16 protein-coding genes are annotated in these 17,994 nt (G+C 64.6%); 11 read left to right on the top strand and 5 right to left on the bottom strand.

Going from position 1 to position 17,994, the window contains the following annotated elements:
* Positions 1-114 precede the first annotated feature (114 nt).
* Complete coding sequence (locus tag IT41_RS14875) at positions 115-312, bottom strand: hypothetical protein (protein ID WP_036742815.1); 198 nt, start codon at positions 310-312, stop codon at positions 115-117.
* A gap of 49 nt (positions 313-361) precedes the next feature.
* Here IT41_RS14875 and IT41_RS20855 point away from each other — a divergent pair, with 49 nt between their 5' ends.
* Positions 362-634, top strand: a complete 273-nt coding sequence (locus IT41_RS20855; RefSeq protein ID WP_139221664.1) for a hypothetical protein — start codon at positions 362-364, stop codon at positions 632-634.
* Positions 635-795: 161 nt separating this feature from the next.
* Here IT41_RS20855 and IT41_RS14870 read toward each other — a convergent pair whose 3' ends face one another.
* Together IT41_RS14870 and IT41_RS14865 are read right to left on the bottom strand one after the other, a co-directional pair.
* Positions 796-2,106: a DUF2254 domain-containing protein gene (locus tag IT41_RS14870; protein ID WP_036742814.1), complete on the bottom strand. Its 1,311-nt coding sequence runs from the start codon at positions 2,104-2,106 to the stop codon at positions 796-798.
* Positions 2,107-2,236: 130 nt separating this feature from the next.
* On the bottom strand, positions 2,237-4,219 hold the full coding sequence (locus IT41_RS14865) for a multiheme c-type cytochrome (RefSeq protein ID WP_231564761.1): 1,983 nt from the start codon (positions 4,217-4,219) through the stop codon (positions 2,237-2,239).
* A 79-nt stretch (positions 4,220-4,298) separates the two neighbouring features.
* Here IT41_RS14865 and IT41_RS14860 point away from each other — a divergent pair, with 79 nt between their 5' ends.
* The 3 genes from IT41_RS14860 (at position 4,299) to IT41_RS14850 (ending at position 7,945) form a co-directional block, all read left to right on the top strand.
* Positions 4,299-5,897, top strand: coding sequence for an arylsulfatase (locus IT41_RS14860; protein WP_081967580.1), 1,599 nt, complete (start codon positions 4,299-4,301; stop codon positions 5,895-5,897).
* Positions 5,898-6,074: 177 nt separating this feature from the next.
* Positions 6,075-7,085: a nucleotidyltransferase family protein gene (locus IT41_RS14855; protein WP_175496409.1), complete on the top strand. Its 1,011-nt coding sequence runs from the start codon at positions 6,075-6,077 to the stop codon at positions 7,083-7,085.
* Positions 7,086-7,231: 146 nt separating this feature from the next.
* Entirely contained in the window at positions 7,232-7,945 is a 714-nt protein-coding gene (locus IT41_RS14850; RefSeq protein WP_052081642.1) for a GntR family transcriptional regulator, read from the top strand.
* A 2-nt stretch (positions 7,946-7,947) separates the two neighbouring features.
* On the opposite strand, the gene IT41_RS14845 is transcribed toward IT41_RS14850, so the two are convergent.
* A complete protein-coding gene (locus tag IT41_RS14845; RefSeq protein ID WP_036742809.1) occupies positions 7,948-9,084 on the bottom strand; it encodes an aminotransferase class V-fold PLP-dependent enzyme in 1,137 nt (378 codons plus the stop codon).
* Positions 9,071-10,282 carry a monodechloroaminopyrrolnitrin synthase PrnB family protein gene (locus IT41_RS14840; RefSeq protein ID WP_175496410.1) on the bottom strand — a complete coding sequence of 404 codons (1,212 nt, stop codon included), beginning with the start codon at positions 10,280-10,282 and terminating at the stop codon, positions 9,071-9,073. Before IT41_RS14840 ends, IT41_RS14845 begins: the two co-directional genes overlap by 14 nt.
* Positions 10,283-10,460: 178 nt before the next feature.
* Between IT41_RS14840 and IT41_RS14835 the strand changes: the two genes are divergently transcribed.
* From IT41_RS14835 to IT41_RS14805, 7 genes are all read left to right on the top strand, one after another.
* Positions 10,461-12,086 carry a sulfatase-like hydrolase/transferase gene (locus IT41_RS14835; RefSeq protein WP_036742808.1) on the top strand — a complete coding sequence of 542 codons (1,626 nt, stop codon included), beginning with the start codon at positions 10,461-10,463 and terminating at the stop codon, positions 12,084-12,086.
* 39 nt (positions 12,087-12,125) lie between these two features.
* Positions 12,126-13,526, top strand: a complete 1,401-nt coding sequence (locus tag IT41_RS14830; protein WP_036742806.1) for an FAD-binding oxidoreductase — start codon at positions 12,126-12,128, stop codon at positions 13,524-13,526.
* Between the two features lie 154 nt (positions 13,527-13,680).
* Positions 13,681-14,619, top strand: a complete 939-nt coding sequence (locus IT41_RS14825) for a tripartite tricarboxylate transporter substrate binding protein (protein ID WP_081967577.1) — start codon at positions 13,681-13,683, stop codon at positions 14,617-14,619.
* A gap of 58 nt (positions 14,620-14,677) precedes the next feature.
* Positions 14,678-15,103, top strand: a complete 426-nt coding sequence (locus IT41_RS14820) for a tripartite tricarboxylate transporter TctB family protein (RefSeq protein ID WP_036742802.1) — start codon at positions 14,678-14,680, stop codon at positions 15,101-15,103.
* A gap of 10 nt (positions 15,104-15,113) precedes the next feature.
* Entirely contained in the window at positions 15,114-16,652 is a 1,539-nt protein-coding gene (locus IT41_RS14815; RefSeq protein ID WP_052081638.1) for a tripartite tricarboxylate transporter permease, read from the top strand.
* Positions 16,653-16,741: 89 nt separating this feature from the next.
* Entirely contained in the window at positions 16,742-17,155 is a 414-nt protein-coding gene (locus tag IT41_RS14810; protein WP_217642788.1) for a cupin domain-containing protein, read from the top strand.
* On the top strand, positions 17,152-17,913 hold the full coding sequence (locus IT41_RS14805) for an Ldh family oxidoreductase (RefSeq protein WP_052081636.1): 762 nt from the start codon (positions 17,152-17,154) through the stop codon (positions 17,911-17,913). Before IT41_RS14810 ends, IT41_RS14805 begins: the two co-directional genes overlap by 4 nt.
* Positions 17,914-17,994 lie beyond the last annotated feature (81 nt).

The raw sequence follows: 17,994 nt of genomic DNA, 5'->3' as shown, positions 1-17,994 counted from the left end.
CGCTCCCGGGAAACCGGGGGCGGCGTTTCCGCATTCCGCCCCCTGCCCTTGCGGCCCCCCTGAAATGCAAAAGGCAGCCCGAAGGCTGCCTGAAGCTGGCGATATGTCGCGAAATCACGCGGCCGCAAAGCTGGATGCATACTGGCCGCACCAGTCGCTGGATTTGACCACCGGCCAATATCCACGGGTATCCGCATCCTTCTGCGTTACCGGCGGGTTGGCCCGGCAAAGGCCGGAATCCGAAAGCGTGCTGGCGGAGTTCGCGACGTGATCTTCATAGAACGCGCAGGCGCTGCAGGCGGTCCGGGTCATGTCATCTTCTCCTGTCTGGCTGACTGTCTGGATCAGGTGGCTGGCTGGCATGTCGCTGGCTGGCTACCTGTCAGGGGATATAGGGATGCGCCCCTGCCTGTGCAATAGAAAAATAAATAAAAACAAAAGGTTGAGTGAATTTGTCGGCGATATTCGGGTGATCGTTTTGCTAGGGTTTCAGGCCCTGAAATCCAAGCGAATCTGTCGACAAGGGAATATCTCCACGAAAACAAGGGCCAGCCTCCGGCGGCAATTCAGCAGTGAATCTGTCGGTTTTCCGGGGCGGTTCCGCGCCGCGATCCCGGCCGGGGCGGCGCGCTAGGGAACCTGCCCCCCGCGACCCGTCCGGCGGCGGCGTCGGGCGGTGAAAAAGGGGCCGCGACGGGCCGGACAAGCCGCGGAAACCGGAATCGATTCGGCCGCCATGGGACGGGCGGAGGTGTGCCTGCCGCTGGCGCGACAGGAGGGCTCAGCGGAAATATTTCAACCCTGGCCCAAGGCGCTTTCGCTCCGCGCGGCCTCGTAAACCCCGGTCAGGCGCTTGCGGTCCGCCTCGATCGGCAGATCCTGCATGCCCCGCTCATAGGCAAGCTGCAACTGATGCTGCGCCGCCCGGCGCGCCTCGGGCGGGCCGATCTGCGTCAGTGCTGCCAGCGCCTTGAGCAGGCGCAGCATGACATCGACCTGCCCGGCCGCGTCGCGCGCGATCTGGTTGAAGGCATCGTCAAACATGTCGCCATATTCCAGCGGCGGCACGGTCACCCGTTCATGGCGCGGCGTGACGCCGGCGGCCTCGTCCCAGCCCCGGCCCCAATAGCTCAGCAGCCGCGTCTGGCGGCCGATCACGTCGATGGCGGTGCCGGGATCGTTGACGGCGGGCGAGAGCGCCCGCAGGGCGACCTCGGACAGGGTGACAAGGCCGAAGCGCGGATCCTGGTCGAAACTGCGCGTCTTGCCCAGAGTGATGGCGGCGCGGATCGCGTCAGCCAGTTCGTCGGCCAGGTCCTCGGGCAGGTCCTCGGGCAGCGGCTGCGGCCCGCCATGGATCAGCGCCAGCGGCGTATGCTCATAGACGAAACCGCCCGGCAGCACGCGCACCGCGATCGCCAGCTCGTGCTCATCGCAAAGCTTGGCCAGCGCGCCGGTATCCACATGCTGGACATAGCCGACCTGCCGCGCGGGAACCTCGGCGCCGGCCCCGGGCTGCGGCGATCGGGCGGGCGCCGGCCGGGCGTCCAGATAGGGATGCTCCAGCCGCACCTGCATCGCCCGAAAGGTGGCGTCCTCCAGCCGCGTCACGGTGTCGCCGACGCGCCCCAGCCGGGTCAGCTGGTTGATCCAGCGCAGCAGTGCCAGCACGATCATCAGGATGACGGCCAGCGTCACCAGAAACAGCACCGCCCGGCCCTGCGGCCCGTAGGCGCTGACCTTGGAGGCAGTCAGCCCGACGATGCTGAACAGGAACGAGCCGACAAAGGTGGCCAGCGCCGACTGCACCACCTCATCCTCGGTCAGCAGCACCGTCGCCCTGGGCGTGCCGTTCGAGGTCGCCGAGCCATAGGCGGTCAGAAGCGAGCCGATCGAAAAGGTCGTGACGGCCAGCATGCTCGAGGCGATGACGGTCAGCAGGCTGTCGATCGCGTCCGAGGTCACATTGATCGGCATCGACCAGGGCAGGAAGCGGGTGGCAAGCGACGCAAGCCCCGCCGCCAGAACCCCGAGCGCGGCATAGAGCGCCACCCTGATCCAGAGCTTGCGCCTGATGCGCGACAATATCCAGCGAAGTTTCGACATTCTTCATCCCCGCAGCGCCGATGACACCCGATTTCAAGCACAAAGCCGCATGGCTTTGAACCGTGCCGGGCTGTCGAGCCGTTCTTTTTTCATCGCCGGAACGGGACCGTCGCGGCGCGCGGCCGGCCGCTCAGCGGGCAGGCAGTTCCAGATCCAGCGACAGCAGCCGGACATCGCCGGGATTGGCCGCCATGGCGCGGGACAATGTCTCGCGGGCAGCAAGGATCCGGTTCTGCGCGGCCAGCAGCCTGACCTGCATCACCCAGGCATCGACAAGCTGCGGATCCTGCGCCGCCGCCTCGGCAAAGGCGGCAAGCGCGGCCGGGATGTTGCGCAGGGCCAGCGCCGTGCCGGCCAGCGCCAGCTGGCCCTCGGGGAAATCGGCATTGGCCAGCAGCCATTCCTGAATCTCCCTGACGCCCTGCCGATAGGGTCCCTGATATTCGGGCGGCACCGGAATGTCGGGGGTTTGCAGCAGCTCTTTCGCGGCGGCGATCCTGACCGACCGGGCCGGATCCTCAAGCAAGGGGGCGATCCGGCGCAGCCTGTCGGAGGCCGAGGCGCTGCGTTGCAGCGGAATCGCGGCGGCGCGGATCAGCGCGTCCCCGGCGCCCAGATGCGATGCGGCGCGTTCCGTATCCGCCTGCCGCATATGCGGGGCGGCGAGCCTCAGCGCACTGGCCCGGATGATCGCCGCCTCGTCCCCGTCCCCGGCAATATCGAAAAGCCGGTCCAGGGTTTCGCCGTCGCCGCCGGTCTCGCCATGGGCAAAGACCTGCGCGAAATGCGGCCCGCGATCGGCATCGGGGAAACGGGCCAGGATGGCATCATCGGCCCATCCGGCATCTTTGTCGGCATGGCAGTCCAGACAGGCCAGCGGAGCGCCGGTCTGCGCGGCCAGATCCGGGCGCGGGATCCGAAAGGCGTGGTCCGAGCGTTCGTCGATACCCATATAAAGCTGCGCCTTCATGTGGCAATTCCGGCATTGCCCGCCTTGCGATCCCTGCGCGTGGAAATGATGGTCGGGACTGTCGTAATCGGCCGGTTTCAGCGACGGAAAACGCGTATTTCCGGCCGGGGAATGGCATTGCGTGCAGACGGCATTGCCTTCGGCCTTCAGCCGCGCGCTGTGGGGGTTGTGGCAATCGCTGCATCGGACACCGCTGCGATACATTTTCGATTGCAGGAACGAGCCGTAGACATAGACCTCGTCCCGGATCGCGCCATCGGGATGGTAAAGCCGGTCGGCATCGACCAGCGCCAGCTCATAGCTGTCATGAAAGGATGTGCCGGGCACGGGGCTTTCATCGGTCAGGGCACTGCGGCGCGAATGGCAGCCGGCGCAGACCTGTATCTGCGCCTCGGGGTCGTCCTTTGGAAAGGTCGCGGTCAATCCGGATGCGGACAGCCCGGGCCAGACTGCGGCATCATCGCGGTCGGGCGCCCCGGCCCATTCGGCATGGGCGCGACCCGGGCCATGGCAGGCTTCGCAGCCGACGCCGACCTCGGCCTGGCTGCTTTGATAGCTGTGGCTCTGCGGCAGGTAGTTCTTGTCGTAGCCTGTCGCGTGACACACCGCGCAGCGGGCGTTCCAGTTCTTGTAAGGCCCGCTCCAATGCAGCCCGTCGGCGGGCAGATCGTCCTGATCCGGGTAAAGATCGTACCAACGCCCGCCCGCGACATCCCAGGCGAAATCCAGCGCCTGCTTCCGGCCCGGCGCGGTCTCGACCAGATATTGCTGCAGCGGCGCGATGCCGACGACATCGGTGATCTCATGGACAGCCCTTGTCCCGTCCGGCTCGGTGATCGCGACGGAATATGCCCCGCCCTGCGCCGAAAACCTGACGACAGAGCCGCCAAACGTGACCTGCCGGCCGGAAAAATCGCCCAGAACCGTGTCCGGCGCCGGGCTTTGCCATGCCCGGGCATGATGCGAGCCGGACCAGTCACTTGTCTCTTGCCGATGGCAGGCGGCGCATGCTTCACTGCCGATATAGCCGGGGGCCGCGCCCTCCGGGGTCTGCGCGGCGGCGAACCGGCCGTTCGGCCCGGCAAAGCAGAGGACCGCAAGCGCCAGAACCATCGGCGGGCGGAGGAATTGTCGAAGATGCACGATGAAATCGCTCCGGTTGCCAGGTCATGAATCAATCGTAAACCTATCGTCAGAATACCTGTGAGAAAGGAATACTGTCATGCAGCAGAAAGTACTTCTCCGGCCCGTTACCCGCCTCAGAGGTCTTTTCGTCATCGCATCGCTCCTTGCCGGGCTTGCCGCGCCCGGCTTCGCGCAGGAGACGGCCAGCACCGAAGCCGCGGCCCGGAATCAGGATCCCGAACGGCCGAACATCCTGATCATCTGGGGCGATGATGTCGGCATGTGGAACATCAGCGCCTATCATCGCGGCATGATGGGCGGCTCGACGCCGAATATCGACCAGATCGCCGATGAAGGCATGATTTTCATGGACCATTACGGGCATGCCTCCTGCACTGCCGGCCGCGCCGCCTTCATTCTGGGGCAGTATCCGATGCGGACCGGGCTCAGCACGGTCGGGCTGCCGGGCGCCGAACAGGGCATTCAGGCCGAGGACCCGACGATTGCCGAGCTGCTGAAACCGCTTGGCTACGCCACCGGCCAGTTCGGCAAGAACCACCTTGGCGACCGCGACGAGCATCTGCCGACCAATCACGGTTTCGACGAATTCTTCGGCATCCTCTATCATCTGAACGCGGGCGAATACCCCGAACAATACGATTTCCCGAACGAAGAGGTGCAGGAGGAAATGGGCCTGAAGCAGCGCGGCGTCATTCAGGCGCGCGCGCTTGGCGACGGCAATCAGGAAATTCGCGACCTTGGCCCCTTTGGCACCGAACGCCAGCGCGTTCTGGATGATGAGGTCATGGCCCAGTCGGTGGACTTCATCCGCCGCTCGGTCGAGGCGGGCGATCCCTTCTTTGTCTGGCACAATTTTTCGCGCATGCATTACCGCACCAACCTCAAGCCGGAATCCGATGGCGTCACCGGCTACGGGCTTTATGCCGACGGCATGAAAGAGGTTGACGATGATGTCGGCCAGCTTCTCGATCTGCTCGACGAGCTTGGCGTTGCCGATAACACCATCGTCATGTTCTCGACCGATAACGGCGCGGCCTCGAATTCCTGGCCCGATGGCGGCAACCAGCCCTTTCACGGCGAAAAGGGCGTGGGCGGTTACGAAGGCGGCTTCCGCGTGCCGATGATGGTGAAATGGGACGGGCATATCCCGGCAGGTGTCTCGACCGGCGAATTCATGACCATGGAGGACTGGATGCCGACGCTTCTGTCGCTGCTGGGCGACGGGACGCTGAAAGAGGACCTGCTGCAGGGCCGGCAGGTCGGCGACACCACCTATCGCGTGCATCTGGACGGCTACGATCAGTCGGACATCCTGCTGAACAACGGCGAAACCCGGCGCAAGGAGTTCTTCTATTTCACCGAGACCACCTTTCAGGCCCTGCGCTATGGCGATTACAAGCTGCAGTTCCGCGATCAGGAGGCGTGGTTCCGCTCGCCTCAGCCAGAGCTGTCGACGCCGATCATCACCAATCTGAAGCTTGACCCGTTCGAGCGTTTCCACGAAGCGCGCGGCTATGACGAATGGGCCGAGAACCGCAGCTGGCTGATGGGCCCGGCCGCGAAGATCGTCGCCGATTACGTCGCGACCTTCGAGGAATTCCCGCCGCGCCAGCGCAGCATGTCGGTCCAGATGAACGACGTGGCCGAAATGCTTTACAGCGCCGGCGGCCAGTAGGCCCGCGACAGGCCGGGGCGGTTCTGCCGCCCCGCGCGGCCACGGGCAGGACGGGTTTTCACGATACGGCCGGCGGCACCGCAAGCCTGGCGGTTTGCCGCCCTTTTGCAGGCATGCCTAGCAAATTGAATCATTGATAGGTATAAACGTGCCAAGCAAAAATCGAAAGTGATAGGCATGACCCCGCTCAGCAGTATCGCGATGAGCGCATATACCGATCTGGTGCGGCTCTTGAAGGATGATGCCGTGTCCGGCGTTCAGGGCAAGCCGACCCTCAAGCAGCGCGGCGACAAGGCTTACTGGTATGCCGCGCGGCGGGTCGGGTCGGACATGCATTTCACCTATATCGGCGAAGACAGCGACGAGACGCGCAGGCGCATCGAGCGCGTCGAAGAGCTTCACGCGACCGCCCGGCAGCGGCAGCAAGCGCGGGCGCGGCTGGTCAGGCTGTTGCGCGCCGAAGGCATGACGCCGACCGACCGGGCGACCGGCTCCATGCTGTCGGCCATGGCGGATGCGGGGGTGTTCCGGCTGGGCGGCACGATCGTCGGCACGAATGCGTTCCGGCTCTACGAAGGCGAGCTGGGGATGCGCCTGCCCCTGGGCGGAATGGCGAATACCGGCGACCTGGATATCGCCCAGTTCGCGAAGCTCAGCGTCGCGCTGGAGGATCGGGTCGATCCGGGGCTGGCCGAAACCTTCTCGGCGCTGAAATTCGCCCCCCTGCCCGGGCTTGATCCGGGGCGGACATGGCGATGGGCGCAGGGCGGCAGCGGCCAGCTGGTCGAGTTCCTGACACCCGCCTTCGGTGCGGAAACCATCCGCGATCTGCCCGCTCTGGGCGTGAGCGCGCAGGCGCTGAACTATCTCAATTTCCTGATCGCCGAGCCGGTCCACGCAGCGGCGATCTACAGATCCGGCATTCTGGTGCAGGTGCCCCGCCCCGAGCGATACGCGATCCACAAACTGATCATCGCCGACCGGCGGCGCGATGGCGCGGGCAGCCTGAAAGCCTCGAAGGACCGCGAGCAGGCGGCGTTCCTGATCGCGGCAATGGCCGAGGACCGGCCCGACGATCTGGCCGGCGCCTACGCCACCGCAATGGGCGTCGGCCCGCGCTGGCGCGAGCACATCGGCAACTCGCTGCGGCGGATGCACGAGACAAGGCGTATTCTGGACGGTCTGTAGCCCCGTTGACGGTGAATGCGGCCTGACACGGCCTTGAACGGGCGGGCATGGAAAGGCGAGACGGTGCGGATCGCTAATATTTCAGTTGGTTTTGCACGGCGCTGCACCTATTTACCGATAGGGATGCGGTCGAGAGGGTTCGGGACTTGGACAAAAGCACGCGTGATGAAAAGAAAACCGCGCAGCCGGATGCGCAGAAGCCGCTGGTTGAGCAGGCCTATCAGCAGATCCGTGAAAAGATCATCCGGCTTCAGTTTCTTCCCGGCCAGTATCTGAATGAGGCGGCCATCTGCGAAAAGCTGGGCCTCGGCAGGACGCCGGTTCATCAGGCCCTGCAGCTTCTGCAGCTGGAAGGCCTGATCGAGATTCTGCCGCGCAAGGGTGTCGTCGTGCAGCCCGACGGCGTGCTGGAAATCCGCAAGATCCTGGATTCCCGCCTGATCATCGAGCCGGAGCTGGCGCGCATGGCGGCCGAGCATGCTGCCTCGGACGAGATTTCCGAAACCGATCTTGCCGATCTTGTCGCCCTGGCCGAGGCGCCGGACGAGATGCTTGAGCCCCCCGATATCGATGGCTTCATCGCCAGCGACCGGGCCTTTCATCGCAAGATCAATGAATGTTCGGGCAACCACATTCTGGGCGAATTCGCGACCGGGCTGCATGAGCGCTGCTGCCGGTTCTGGTATCTGAACCTGTGGCAGACGCTGAATGTCGAGGTCAGCAAGAACAAGCATATCGACATCGCCAAGGCGGTCCTGTCCGGGGACGGCGATGCGGCGGCCGAGGCGATGAGAAGCCATATCATGGACCTGTCCGAACGGCTGAAACGCCTGCCGCCGAATGCCTTTGGCGTGGGCTGATCCTAGCGACCGCCCTTCGGTATCCCGGCCAGACCATCGCGCAGATGATCCAGCATCGCGGGCGATGTCGATATGCCGGGGGAAAGCCGCAGCACCTCGCCCCTTGCATCGGCATGGATGCCGTGGCCGGCCAGATGGTGCAGCGCGGCCTTTGCGCGGGTATCGCCCGGAAAATGCAGCATGATGCTGGCGCCGCGCCGGTGATCCTCGCGCGGCGAGGCAAGGGAAAGGCCCAGCTCATCCGCGATGCCGATGACCGCATCGACGATTTTCACGTTCTTCTCGCGCGCCTCCTCGGCGCCGCCGGACAGGACCCAGTCCAGCGCCGGAAGCGTGCCCGCGCAGCCCAGAACCGACGGCGTGCCAAGATGAAACCTGCGCGCATCCCCGGCCAGTGCAAATTCCGACAGGGTCCAGTTGAACGGGTTGCCCTGGCTGAACCAGCCGCGCCGTTCAGGGATACAGCGGCGGATCAGATCGTGCGTGGCATAGAGGATGCCCGCGCCGGGGACGCCGCAAACCCATTTCAGGCTGGTCGAGGCGGCGAAATCGACAGGGACCTTAGCCACGTCAAAGGGCAGGATCCCCGCGCCTTGCGTCATGTCGAGGCCGACCAGCGCGCCGGCCTGATGCGCCAGCCGCGTCAGGCGCGGCACGTTGCATTTATGGGAGGATGTCGACGACACCCAATTCAGCAGCACCAGCCCCGCCGTCCCGTCGATCCGTGCCGCAATATCGTCGCATTCCACCCAGAACGCGCCTTCGCGCAGCGGCACCAGATCCAGCGCAAAGCCGTATCTGTCGGCCAATCCGGTCAACAGAAAGACCAGAGAGGGAAAGCCGTCCGCCGGCATCACCACGCGCTTGCCGCGCAGGACCTGCTCGGGCAGGGCCGAAATCAGCGCATGCATGGCCGAGGTGACCGATTCGGCATGGGCGACAGTGCCCGCCCCGGCCCCCAGAAGCCGGGTCCAGCGATCCAGATAGCCGCGTTCGACGCTTTCGCAATAGGGCCATTGCCCGTCGCCGCCCGCCGCCCATTTCTGCGCGAACTCGGTCAGCGCGGCGGTCAGCCTGGCGGCCTTGTCGGGAAAATGACCGATGGAATGGTAGAGGAAATACCCGTCATGCCGATCCATGGGCGAGGATCCTTTCATCCACATCGGCCAGATCGCGCAGACGTTGCAGATCCGCGCCGCGCGAACCGATGCCCTCGACATCCGCGCCGGTGCGCAAATCGCACAGCCTTTGCAGATCCGCGATCAACGCCTTCAGCTCCATGCCGCTGGCGGTCAGGGTCTGCATGTGCTTTTCCAGCATCTTCATGGTCGGTTTCTGGATGAAGCGGCTGACCAGCATGTTCTGATGCTGTGTCGCGGCCACCGCGATCGTGTCATAGACCGGCAGCATCGCCCTGGCGGCGGCAGGCACCCATGGCGCGCCGGCATCGGCGCCCTCAAGAAGCTGATCCAGCAGGGATCTGTCGCGGATGGCCGAGGCAAGGCGCTGCTGGTCGCTGCGGATCAGATAGGGCGCCTTTTCGACCATGACGCCCAGATAGAAGGGATCGTTCGGGCTGCACAGGCCCAGACGCAGATCGACCTCGGCAATCGCCGAGAGATCGCCGGCATTGGCACCGCGCCAGACCTGCCGCCCGACGCGGTAGGATTTCACATAAGGCCGGACGCAATAAAAGAAGCGCTCGGCATCCAGTTCCTTGAACAGGTTGGCATTCGCGCTGCGCAGCCTGCCGAGCGCCGTTTCCGCATCCGCCAGCAGATCCAGCGCGACCGGATGCGACAGGCCCATGGCCGCGATCCGGGCCAGATCGTCGGCGGCCTGCATATAGTTCAGCTGCGCCTTGCTGTTGCTTTGCATGAACAGGATTTCATCCCGGCGCCGGGTAAAGCTGCGGTCATCGCCATTTCGCGCCAGGTTGAGATATTGCATCTGGCTGGTGACCAGCCGCGGCGCCACGCCAAGCAACAGGCCCAGCTTGTTGGCCAGCGCCGAGGCCTCGACCAGCGGCGATTCGGTTTCGCGGATTTCAAGCGTGATCTCGTGGCGGCGGCAGGCGGCCATGTAGTAACCGACGCTGCCCAGCAGGTAATAGGCCGTCTCGGGCGTGCTGTCGGGCACCCAGTCGGACAGGATCGGCGCAATCAGTTCGCGGCCCTCGCGCTCCAGCCGCTGCTTGATGTCATCGCCGATTCCCTCGGTGTTCGAGCGGTCATCCTGGTGCCAATACAGGTCCTCAAGCGCACAGTTCATCTCGACAAAAGATCCACGAATCCAATCGTCAAACGCATCCAGCAGCATCGCGGCACGGTCTGGCATCTGTTGGTTCTCCCAATCCAGCAGTGAGATTTTTTTTGATATTTCAGTTGATATAGTATAAGAAGCGCCTACTATACAAGGATTATCTGAGACGGGTGCCCGGCAAACGAAATCCGGTCGGGCGCGGGCATGTCGGCCCGGCCGGCAGCAGGCCGCCCCGTCCTGCGAAAGGCAGAGCATGACACACGGTCGGTCCTCGAACATCCTTTTCATCATGTGCGATCAGCTTCGCCATGACTATCTGGGCTGCTATGGCCATCCGGCGCTGAAGACGCCGCATATCGACAGCCTTGCCGAACGCGGGATGCGCTTTGACCGGGCCTATGTGCAGTCGCCGGTCTGCGGCCCCAGCCGGATGAGCACCTATACCGGGCGTTATCCGCGCAGCCACGGAACCACCTGGAATTCCTTTCCGCTGCGCGTGGGCGAGATGGGGATGGGCGATCACCTGCGGCCGCTGGGCGTGCGCACGGCGCTGTGCGGCAAGACGCATATGGTGGCCGACCGCAAGGGCATGGAACGGCTGGGCATCGCCCCCTCCTCGCCCGAGGGTCGGCTGATGGCCGAATGCGGCTTTGAGCTGTGGGACCGGCTGGACGGGCTGCATCAGCGCGCCTCGGGCAAGCAGCCGACACATTATCAGGCGCGCATGCAGGCGCGCGGCTATCGGACCGACAATCCCTGGGAGGATTACGCGAACGCGCCCCTGGGCGATCATGGCGAGGCCCTGTCGCCCTGGCATCTGTCACAGGCCCATCGCCCGGCCCGCGCGGCCGAGCGCGACACCGAGACCGCCTATTCCACCGACCGCGCCATCGAGTTCATGGAGGATGCCGGCGACCGGCCCTGGTGCTTGCATCTCAGCTATATCAAGCCGCACTGGCCCTATGTCGCGCCGGCGCCCTATCACCGGATGTACGGCGCCCGGGACGTGATCCCGGTGGTGCGCTCGGACATGGAGCTGCGCGATCCGCATCCGATCCTGCGGGAGTTTCACAGGAACCGTGTCTCGCAGGTCTTCAGCCGACCCGAGGTCCGCGACCGCGTGATCCCGGTCTATATGGGGCTGATCAAGCAGATCGACGACAATATCGGCCGCCTGCTGGATTATCTGCGCAAGAGCGGCCAGGCGCAAAGGACGATGATCGTCTTTACCTCGGATCACGGCGATTATCTGGGCGATCACTGGCTGGGCGAAAAGGACATGTTCCATGACTGCGCGGTCAGGGTGCCGCTGATCGTCATGGACCCGTCGCCCGCCGCGGATGCGACGCGCGGCACGGTCTCGGATGCACTGGTCGAATGCATCGACCTGCTGCCGACCTTTATCGAATATTACGGCGGAACGGTGCCCACGCAGATCATCGAGGGCAAGTCGCTGATCGGCCTGCTGCACAGAAGCAGGGCAAAGCTGCGCGAGGTGGCGATCTCGGAATACGATTACAGCGTCAGGAAGGCGCGCGTCGGGCTGGAGATGCCGGTCGCGGATTGCAGAATGCAGATGGTCTTTGACGGGCGTTTCAAGCTGGTCAATGTCGTGGGTTTTCGCCCGATGCTTTTCGATCTGGCCGAGGACCCGGACGAGCTGCGCGATCTGGGCGCGGATCCGGCCTGCCGCGAGGTGATCGTCCGCTTGACAAGGGCGCTTTTGGACTGGGCGCTGCGGCATCATTGCCGCGTCACCGTGTCCGATGCCGATCTGCAGGATGCCATCGGCGGCGAGGCGCGGGCCGGCATCTATCTGGGCTGCTGGGATCAGGGGGATATCGACCAGATCATCCGCAGCGGCGATTCCGGTTACTGACCCATGCGCAACCCAGAAAACATGCCGGCGTCATCGCACATGCAGGAAACGACGGACGATCCCATCGCGGCGCTGAAGGCGATCCTTGGCCCCTCGGGCTGGGTGGGTGCCGGGGACAGCGCCCCCTATGCGACGGATATCATGGGACCGGGCGGCGAATGCCTGCTGGTCGCGCGCCCGGCCTCGACGGATGAGGTGGCGGCGACGGTCCGCCTCTGCGCGCGCCACGGAATCGCCATCGTGCCGCAGGGCGGAAACAGCAATGTCTGCCGCATGGCGGTGCCGCTGGACGGGCAGGCGGCGGTCATTCTTTCGCTGACCCGGATGAACCGCATCCTCGGCATCGACCCGGCCAGCAGCACGGCCACGGTCGAGGCCGGGGTCCTCATGCAGACCCTGCAGGAGGCCGCGCTGGCCGGGGGCCGGGTCTTTGCGCCCGACTGGGGCGCGCGCGGCACGGCGACGGTCGGCGGCGCCGTGGCGACCAATGGCGGCGGGCTGAATGTCCTGCGCTATGGCACCACCCGCGAACAGGTGCTGGGGCTCGAGGTCGTGCTGGCCGACGGCACGATCTGGAACGGGTTGCGCAGCCTGATCAAGGACAATTCCGGCTATGATCTGAAGCATCTCTTCATCGGCTCCGAGGGGACGCTGGGCATCATCACGAGGCTGGTCTTTCGCCTGCATCCCGACCAGCCGGTGACGCAATCCATGATGGCCGTGCTGGATGACATGGCGCGGCTGAACGAATTCTTCGACATGGCGCGCGGCATCGGCGGCGAACATCTGGTCGCCTTTGAGCTGATGCCCGGCATGGGCGTCGAAAAGGCGCTGGAACGCTATCCCGATCTGCGACGCCCGCTTGGGACGCGGGGCGAATGGTATCTGCTGCTGCGCTTTGCCGGTCTGGACAGTGTCGAAGAGCCGATGATGCGGCTGTTCGAACAGGGGTTCGAGGCCGGAATCCTCAGCGACGCGGTGCTGTCCAGCTCGGTCGCGCAAGAGCGGAACCTGTGGGAAATCCGCGAGCAGATGATCCCCTATCAGTATTTCGCGATGCCTTCGCTGAAATGGGATGTCTCGGTGCCGCGGGGGCGGATCGTCGAGTTTCTTGACCGTGCCGGCCAGATCGTCCATGCCCTCCGGCCCGATGCGATCTGCTATGCGGCGGGCCATGTCGGGGATGGCAATATCCACTATACCGTCTTTGTCCCGGCAGATTCGCCGCCCGCGATGAACGACCGCATCTGTACCGAGGTCGATGGGCTGATCTGGCAGATGCAGGGCTCGATCGTGGCCGAGCATGGCGTCGGGGCGATGTTTGCCGAACGGATGCGGCGGCAAAAGAGCGATGTCGAATATGCGATGATGCGACAGATCAAGCAGAGCCTTGATCCGGACGGCCTGATGAACCCGGGCAAGCTGTTGCAGCGCAACTGAAACCCCGCCGTTTTCCACCGCGTGCCCGGGACAAGGACGCCCGGGCAGGGATGCGAGCATCGTGTTTTCATATAAAGTATTTGTTGATATTTCATGATGGATTTTATAACCTGAGCCGAGCAGACAGAGGTTTCCGATTCTGGGGAGGAGCGGAATGAGACGGTTTTCAAAGCTTGCAGCAATGGCCATGGCCGTCCTGATCGGGGCACCGGCATCGGCCGAGGAATGGGCGCCGAAAGGCAGCCTTACGCTTGAGATCGGCTTTGCCGCGGGCGGGACGACGGATGTGATCGGCCGGGTGCTGGCAAAGGTGATGGAGGAACAGACCGGCTGGAACATCGTGGCCGAGAACCGCACCGGCGGCGGCGGCATCGCCATGCTGACCGGCATCGCAAAGCGCCCGCCGCGCGGCGATGTCATCGGCATGGGGGTCAATATGCCGGTGCTTGCCAAACTGGCGACCGATCCCGACACGATGGCCTTTGCGCTGGACGATCTGGACTATCTGGGCACGGTCGCCTCGACGCCCATCGTGATCGTCGCGCGCAAGGATGCGCCGTTCGACGACATGCGAAGCATGATCGATTACTCCATCGAGAACGGCCCGATCTCGATCGGCTTCATCGCCCTGGGCCAGCGCCTGGTGATGGAGAAGGTCGCGCGCGAAACCGGCGCGAAATTCAACCTGGTCGCCGGCGAGGGCAGCAGCGAGACGATGAAGCTGATCCTGGGCGGGCAGGTCCAGGCGGGCTTTTCCTCGGGCGAGCATTTCCCCTTCGAGGATGCGGGCGACATGAAGGAAATCGCCACCACCGCGCCCGAAAGGGTATCCTGGGCCCCCGATGCGCCGACCTTCATCGAATCCGGCATCGACATCTTTTTCGATCCGGTCTTTTTCATCGCCACCACCAAGGGCACCGACCCCGCCGCGGTGGCGGCCCTGTCGCAGGCGCTCGATGCCGCGGTGGCCACCGATGAGGTCGCCGAGGCGGTCAGGAACGCGATCAGGAACGATCCCAAGAATCTGGGATCCGAGGGCGCCCGCCAGATGATGCTCGACGGGCTGGAAAACTTCATCGCCCTCAACAACTGAAACCCCGCCTGGCCCTGCGATCACCATCGGCAGCGCCAGCCATTCCCGAGGTAACACGATGCTGGGATCTGTCGACCGCCTGAGTGGAGCGTTCCTGCTGGTTTTCGGCCTGGCGCTCTATTTCTATATCGTTCCCAATTTCGCCGAGCAGATGGACGAGGTCAGCCTGTCGCCGGACGCCCTGCCCAAGCTTTATTCGCTGGGGATCGCGCTTGGCGGCCTGCTGATGGTCTTGCGGCCGGCGGAACAGGAGGCGCCCGAGCCGCGCCTGCTGCTGCGCGTGGCGCTGTTCGTCGCGATCCTGTTCGCCGCGCTCTATGCGATTTCGTGGATCGGCTTCGTCGTGGTCGCGCCTCTGCTGGCGCTCACGCTGATGCTCATGGTCGGCGAGCACCGCCCGCTCTGGCTGGCGATCGGAGTCGTCGTCATTCCCGCGCTGATCTGGCTGCTGGTCACCCAGCTGCTGGGCCGCGCGCTGCCGTAAGGGCCCTGACATGGTAGATATCGCCACAATTCTTGCCGGGTTCTCGGATGCCTTCACGCTGGAGATCCTGCTGTTGGTGATCTTCGGCGTGGCGGTCGGCCAGCTTGTCGGGGCCATTCCCGGCATCGGCCCGATCATGACCATGGCCATCGCGATCCCCTTTACCTTTGCGATGAACCCGCTGACCGCCATTGCCTTTCTGGTCGGGGTCAACAAGGGCGGGCTGGTCGGCGGCGCGATCCCGGCGGTTCTGATCAATACGCCGGGCACGCCCGACGCGGCGGCAACGGCGCTGGACGGCTACCCGCTGGCGCGGCAGGGCAAGGCGCTCAAGGCCACCAAGATGGCGCTTTTCTCGTCGATCACCGGTGACACGTTCAGCGATCTGGTGTTGATTACCGTCTCGGCGCCGCTCGCGGTTCTGGCGCTGCGCATGGGTCCGGTCGAGGTAATGGCGCTGATGATCTTTGCCTTTGCCGTCCTGTCGGGGCTGATGGGCGATTCGCTGGTCAAAGGCATGATCGCGGCGCTTCTGGGGCTGCTGATGGCGGCGGTGGGCACCGATCCCGAGGCCTCGACGCCGCGGCTGATCTTTGGCATGTGGGATCTCTATGACGGCCTGCCGCTGACCGCCGTGGCCATCGGCGCGCTTGCGATTTCCGAGGTCATCCGCCGGCTGGCCGAAAGCTCGGGCAGCGTCGATCCGGCGATCCAGATCGCGTCATCTGGCGATCCGGCGGATGATCGCGTGTCCTGGGCCGAATACTGGGCCTGCCGGATCGTGCTGCTGCGCGGCGCGGTGATCGGCACCGTGCTGGGCGCGCTGCCGGGGATCGGCACCACTGCCGCATCCTTCATGTCCTACGCCTTCACCAAGGCCTCGGACAAGGATCCGGGCAGCTATGGCAGGGGCAATATCAAGGGCATCGCCGCCACGGAATCGGCGAATTCGGCGGTGATGGGCGCGAACATGATCCCGCTGCTGACGCTGGGCATCCCCGGAAATGTCGGGGCCGCGCTGATCATCAGCGCCTTCATGATCCACGGCATGCAGCCCGGCCCGCTGCTGTTCGAAAGCCAGGGGCGGCTGGTCTATGGCCTGTTCGGTGCCATGATCATGGCGAATTTCATCAATCTCTGGATCGGGCAGGCGGGGCTGCGGCTGTGGGTCAGGGCCATTTCCGCGCCGGAATCGGTCATCTATTCCGCCGCGATCCTGCTGTGCTTCGTCGGCGTCAACATGGCCGATGGCGGCCTGTTCAGCGTCGTCTTCATGGTGATCTTTGCCGTGCTGGGCTATCTGATGCAATCCTACGGCTTTCCGCTGGTGATCTTCATCATCTCGTTTTTCCTCGGACCCCGTTTCGAGCTGTCGATCGCGCAATCGCTGGCGCTGACCAATGGCGATCTGACCCAAATATACCGCTATCCGGTGGCCGTGGCGCTGCTGGTCATGGCAGCCGCGACCACTGTCTGGCTGATGCGCAAGAACGCGCAGTCCCGCGCGCGAAGCGAAGCGGTCGAAAACAAGGCCGCGCAGGAGGGATAGGTTCCGGACATGAGGAGAAACGGGCCCTTCTGTTTGCATTTAACTGAAATATCATCAGCCATATAACTGGCCCTGAATGTGAGGACGCTGTGTCGAACGAAAAACCATCCATGCCCCCCGGCGCGCCGAAGCTGGAAGAGATACTGCTCCAGTCGAACGACATGCCCTGGCGGGCCAAGTCGCTGAAGGGCGTCCATGAAAAGATGCTGTGGCGCGACGACGAAAGCGGTGCGTCGATCGCCCTGATCAAGTTCGAAAAGGGCGCCAGCATTCCGCAGCCGCATCTGCACGCATCGAACCAGATGATGTTCTGCCTTAGCGGGCATTACGAATATACGCTGACCGGCGTGGCGCTGCGCGCGGGGTCGTTCTACTGCAACCCAAAGGGCAATGTGCATGGCCCGACCATCGCACATGAGGAAACCGTGGTGGTCGAGATCTATGACGGCCCGCATTACCCGGTGCGCCCCGACTGGTACGACAATGACGAGGATGCGAGATGAGCGGGGAACTCCTGGCATCTGGCCTGATCGCGGATGTCGTGTCGCTGTTTCGCGCCGCCGGCGTTCCTGGCATCGCGGCCCGGATCACCGCCGAGGATCTGGTGGCGGCCGAGCTTGAGGCCATGCCCTCGCATGGCGTGATGCTGGTGCCGATGTATCTGGACCGGCTGCGCAACGGCTCGATCTCGGCCGAGGCCGAGGGGCAGATCGTCTCGGCCAGGGGGGCCTGTACCGTGCTTGACGCCGGCAATGCCCTGGGTCAGCCGATTGCCCGGAAATCCGTCGCGCTGGCGGTCGAATCCGCAAGGGCGCATGGCATCGGGGCGGTCGCGGTGCGCAACGCCAATCACATGGGCGCGCTTGGCCTTTATGGCAGGATGATGGCGGATGCGGGATGTATCGGCCTTGCGACCACGAATACCCGCCCCTTGCTGCCGGCGCCGGGCGGGGCCGAGGCGCAGACCGGAAACAACCCGCTGGCCATCGTCGCGCCGTCGTCGGGCGGATTTCATGCCGAGGTGGACATGGCGCTCAGCGCGGCGTCGATGGGCAAGATCCGCAATGCCGCCGCCGCCGGCCAGGCGCTGCCGGAGAACTGGGCCACGGATGCCGAGGGCGCGCCCACGACCGACCCCACCGCCGCGATCAGGGGCATGCTGCTGCCTGCCGCCGGGCCCAAGGGCTTCGGGCTGGCCTTGCTACTGGATCTGATGAGATATGCTCGAAAGTTGGTGACGCTTGATCAGGCGGCAGCTTGAATGTGGCGGACGCCGTCGCGGAACTCAACCCCGCTGATGACCTCCGGCAGGCGGTTCCGACCGTCGAGCCTCCGCCATTTC

This window comes from Paracoccus halophilus, from assembly GCF_000763905.1.
Taxonomy (GTDB): domain Bacteria; phylum Pseudomonadota; class Alphaproteobacteria; order Rhodobacterales; family Rhodobacteraceae; genus Paracoccus; species Paracoccus halophilus.
The sequence above is the reverse complement of the archived record's forward strand: the minus strand, read 5'-3'. Positions and strand labels throughout refer to the sequence as shown.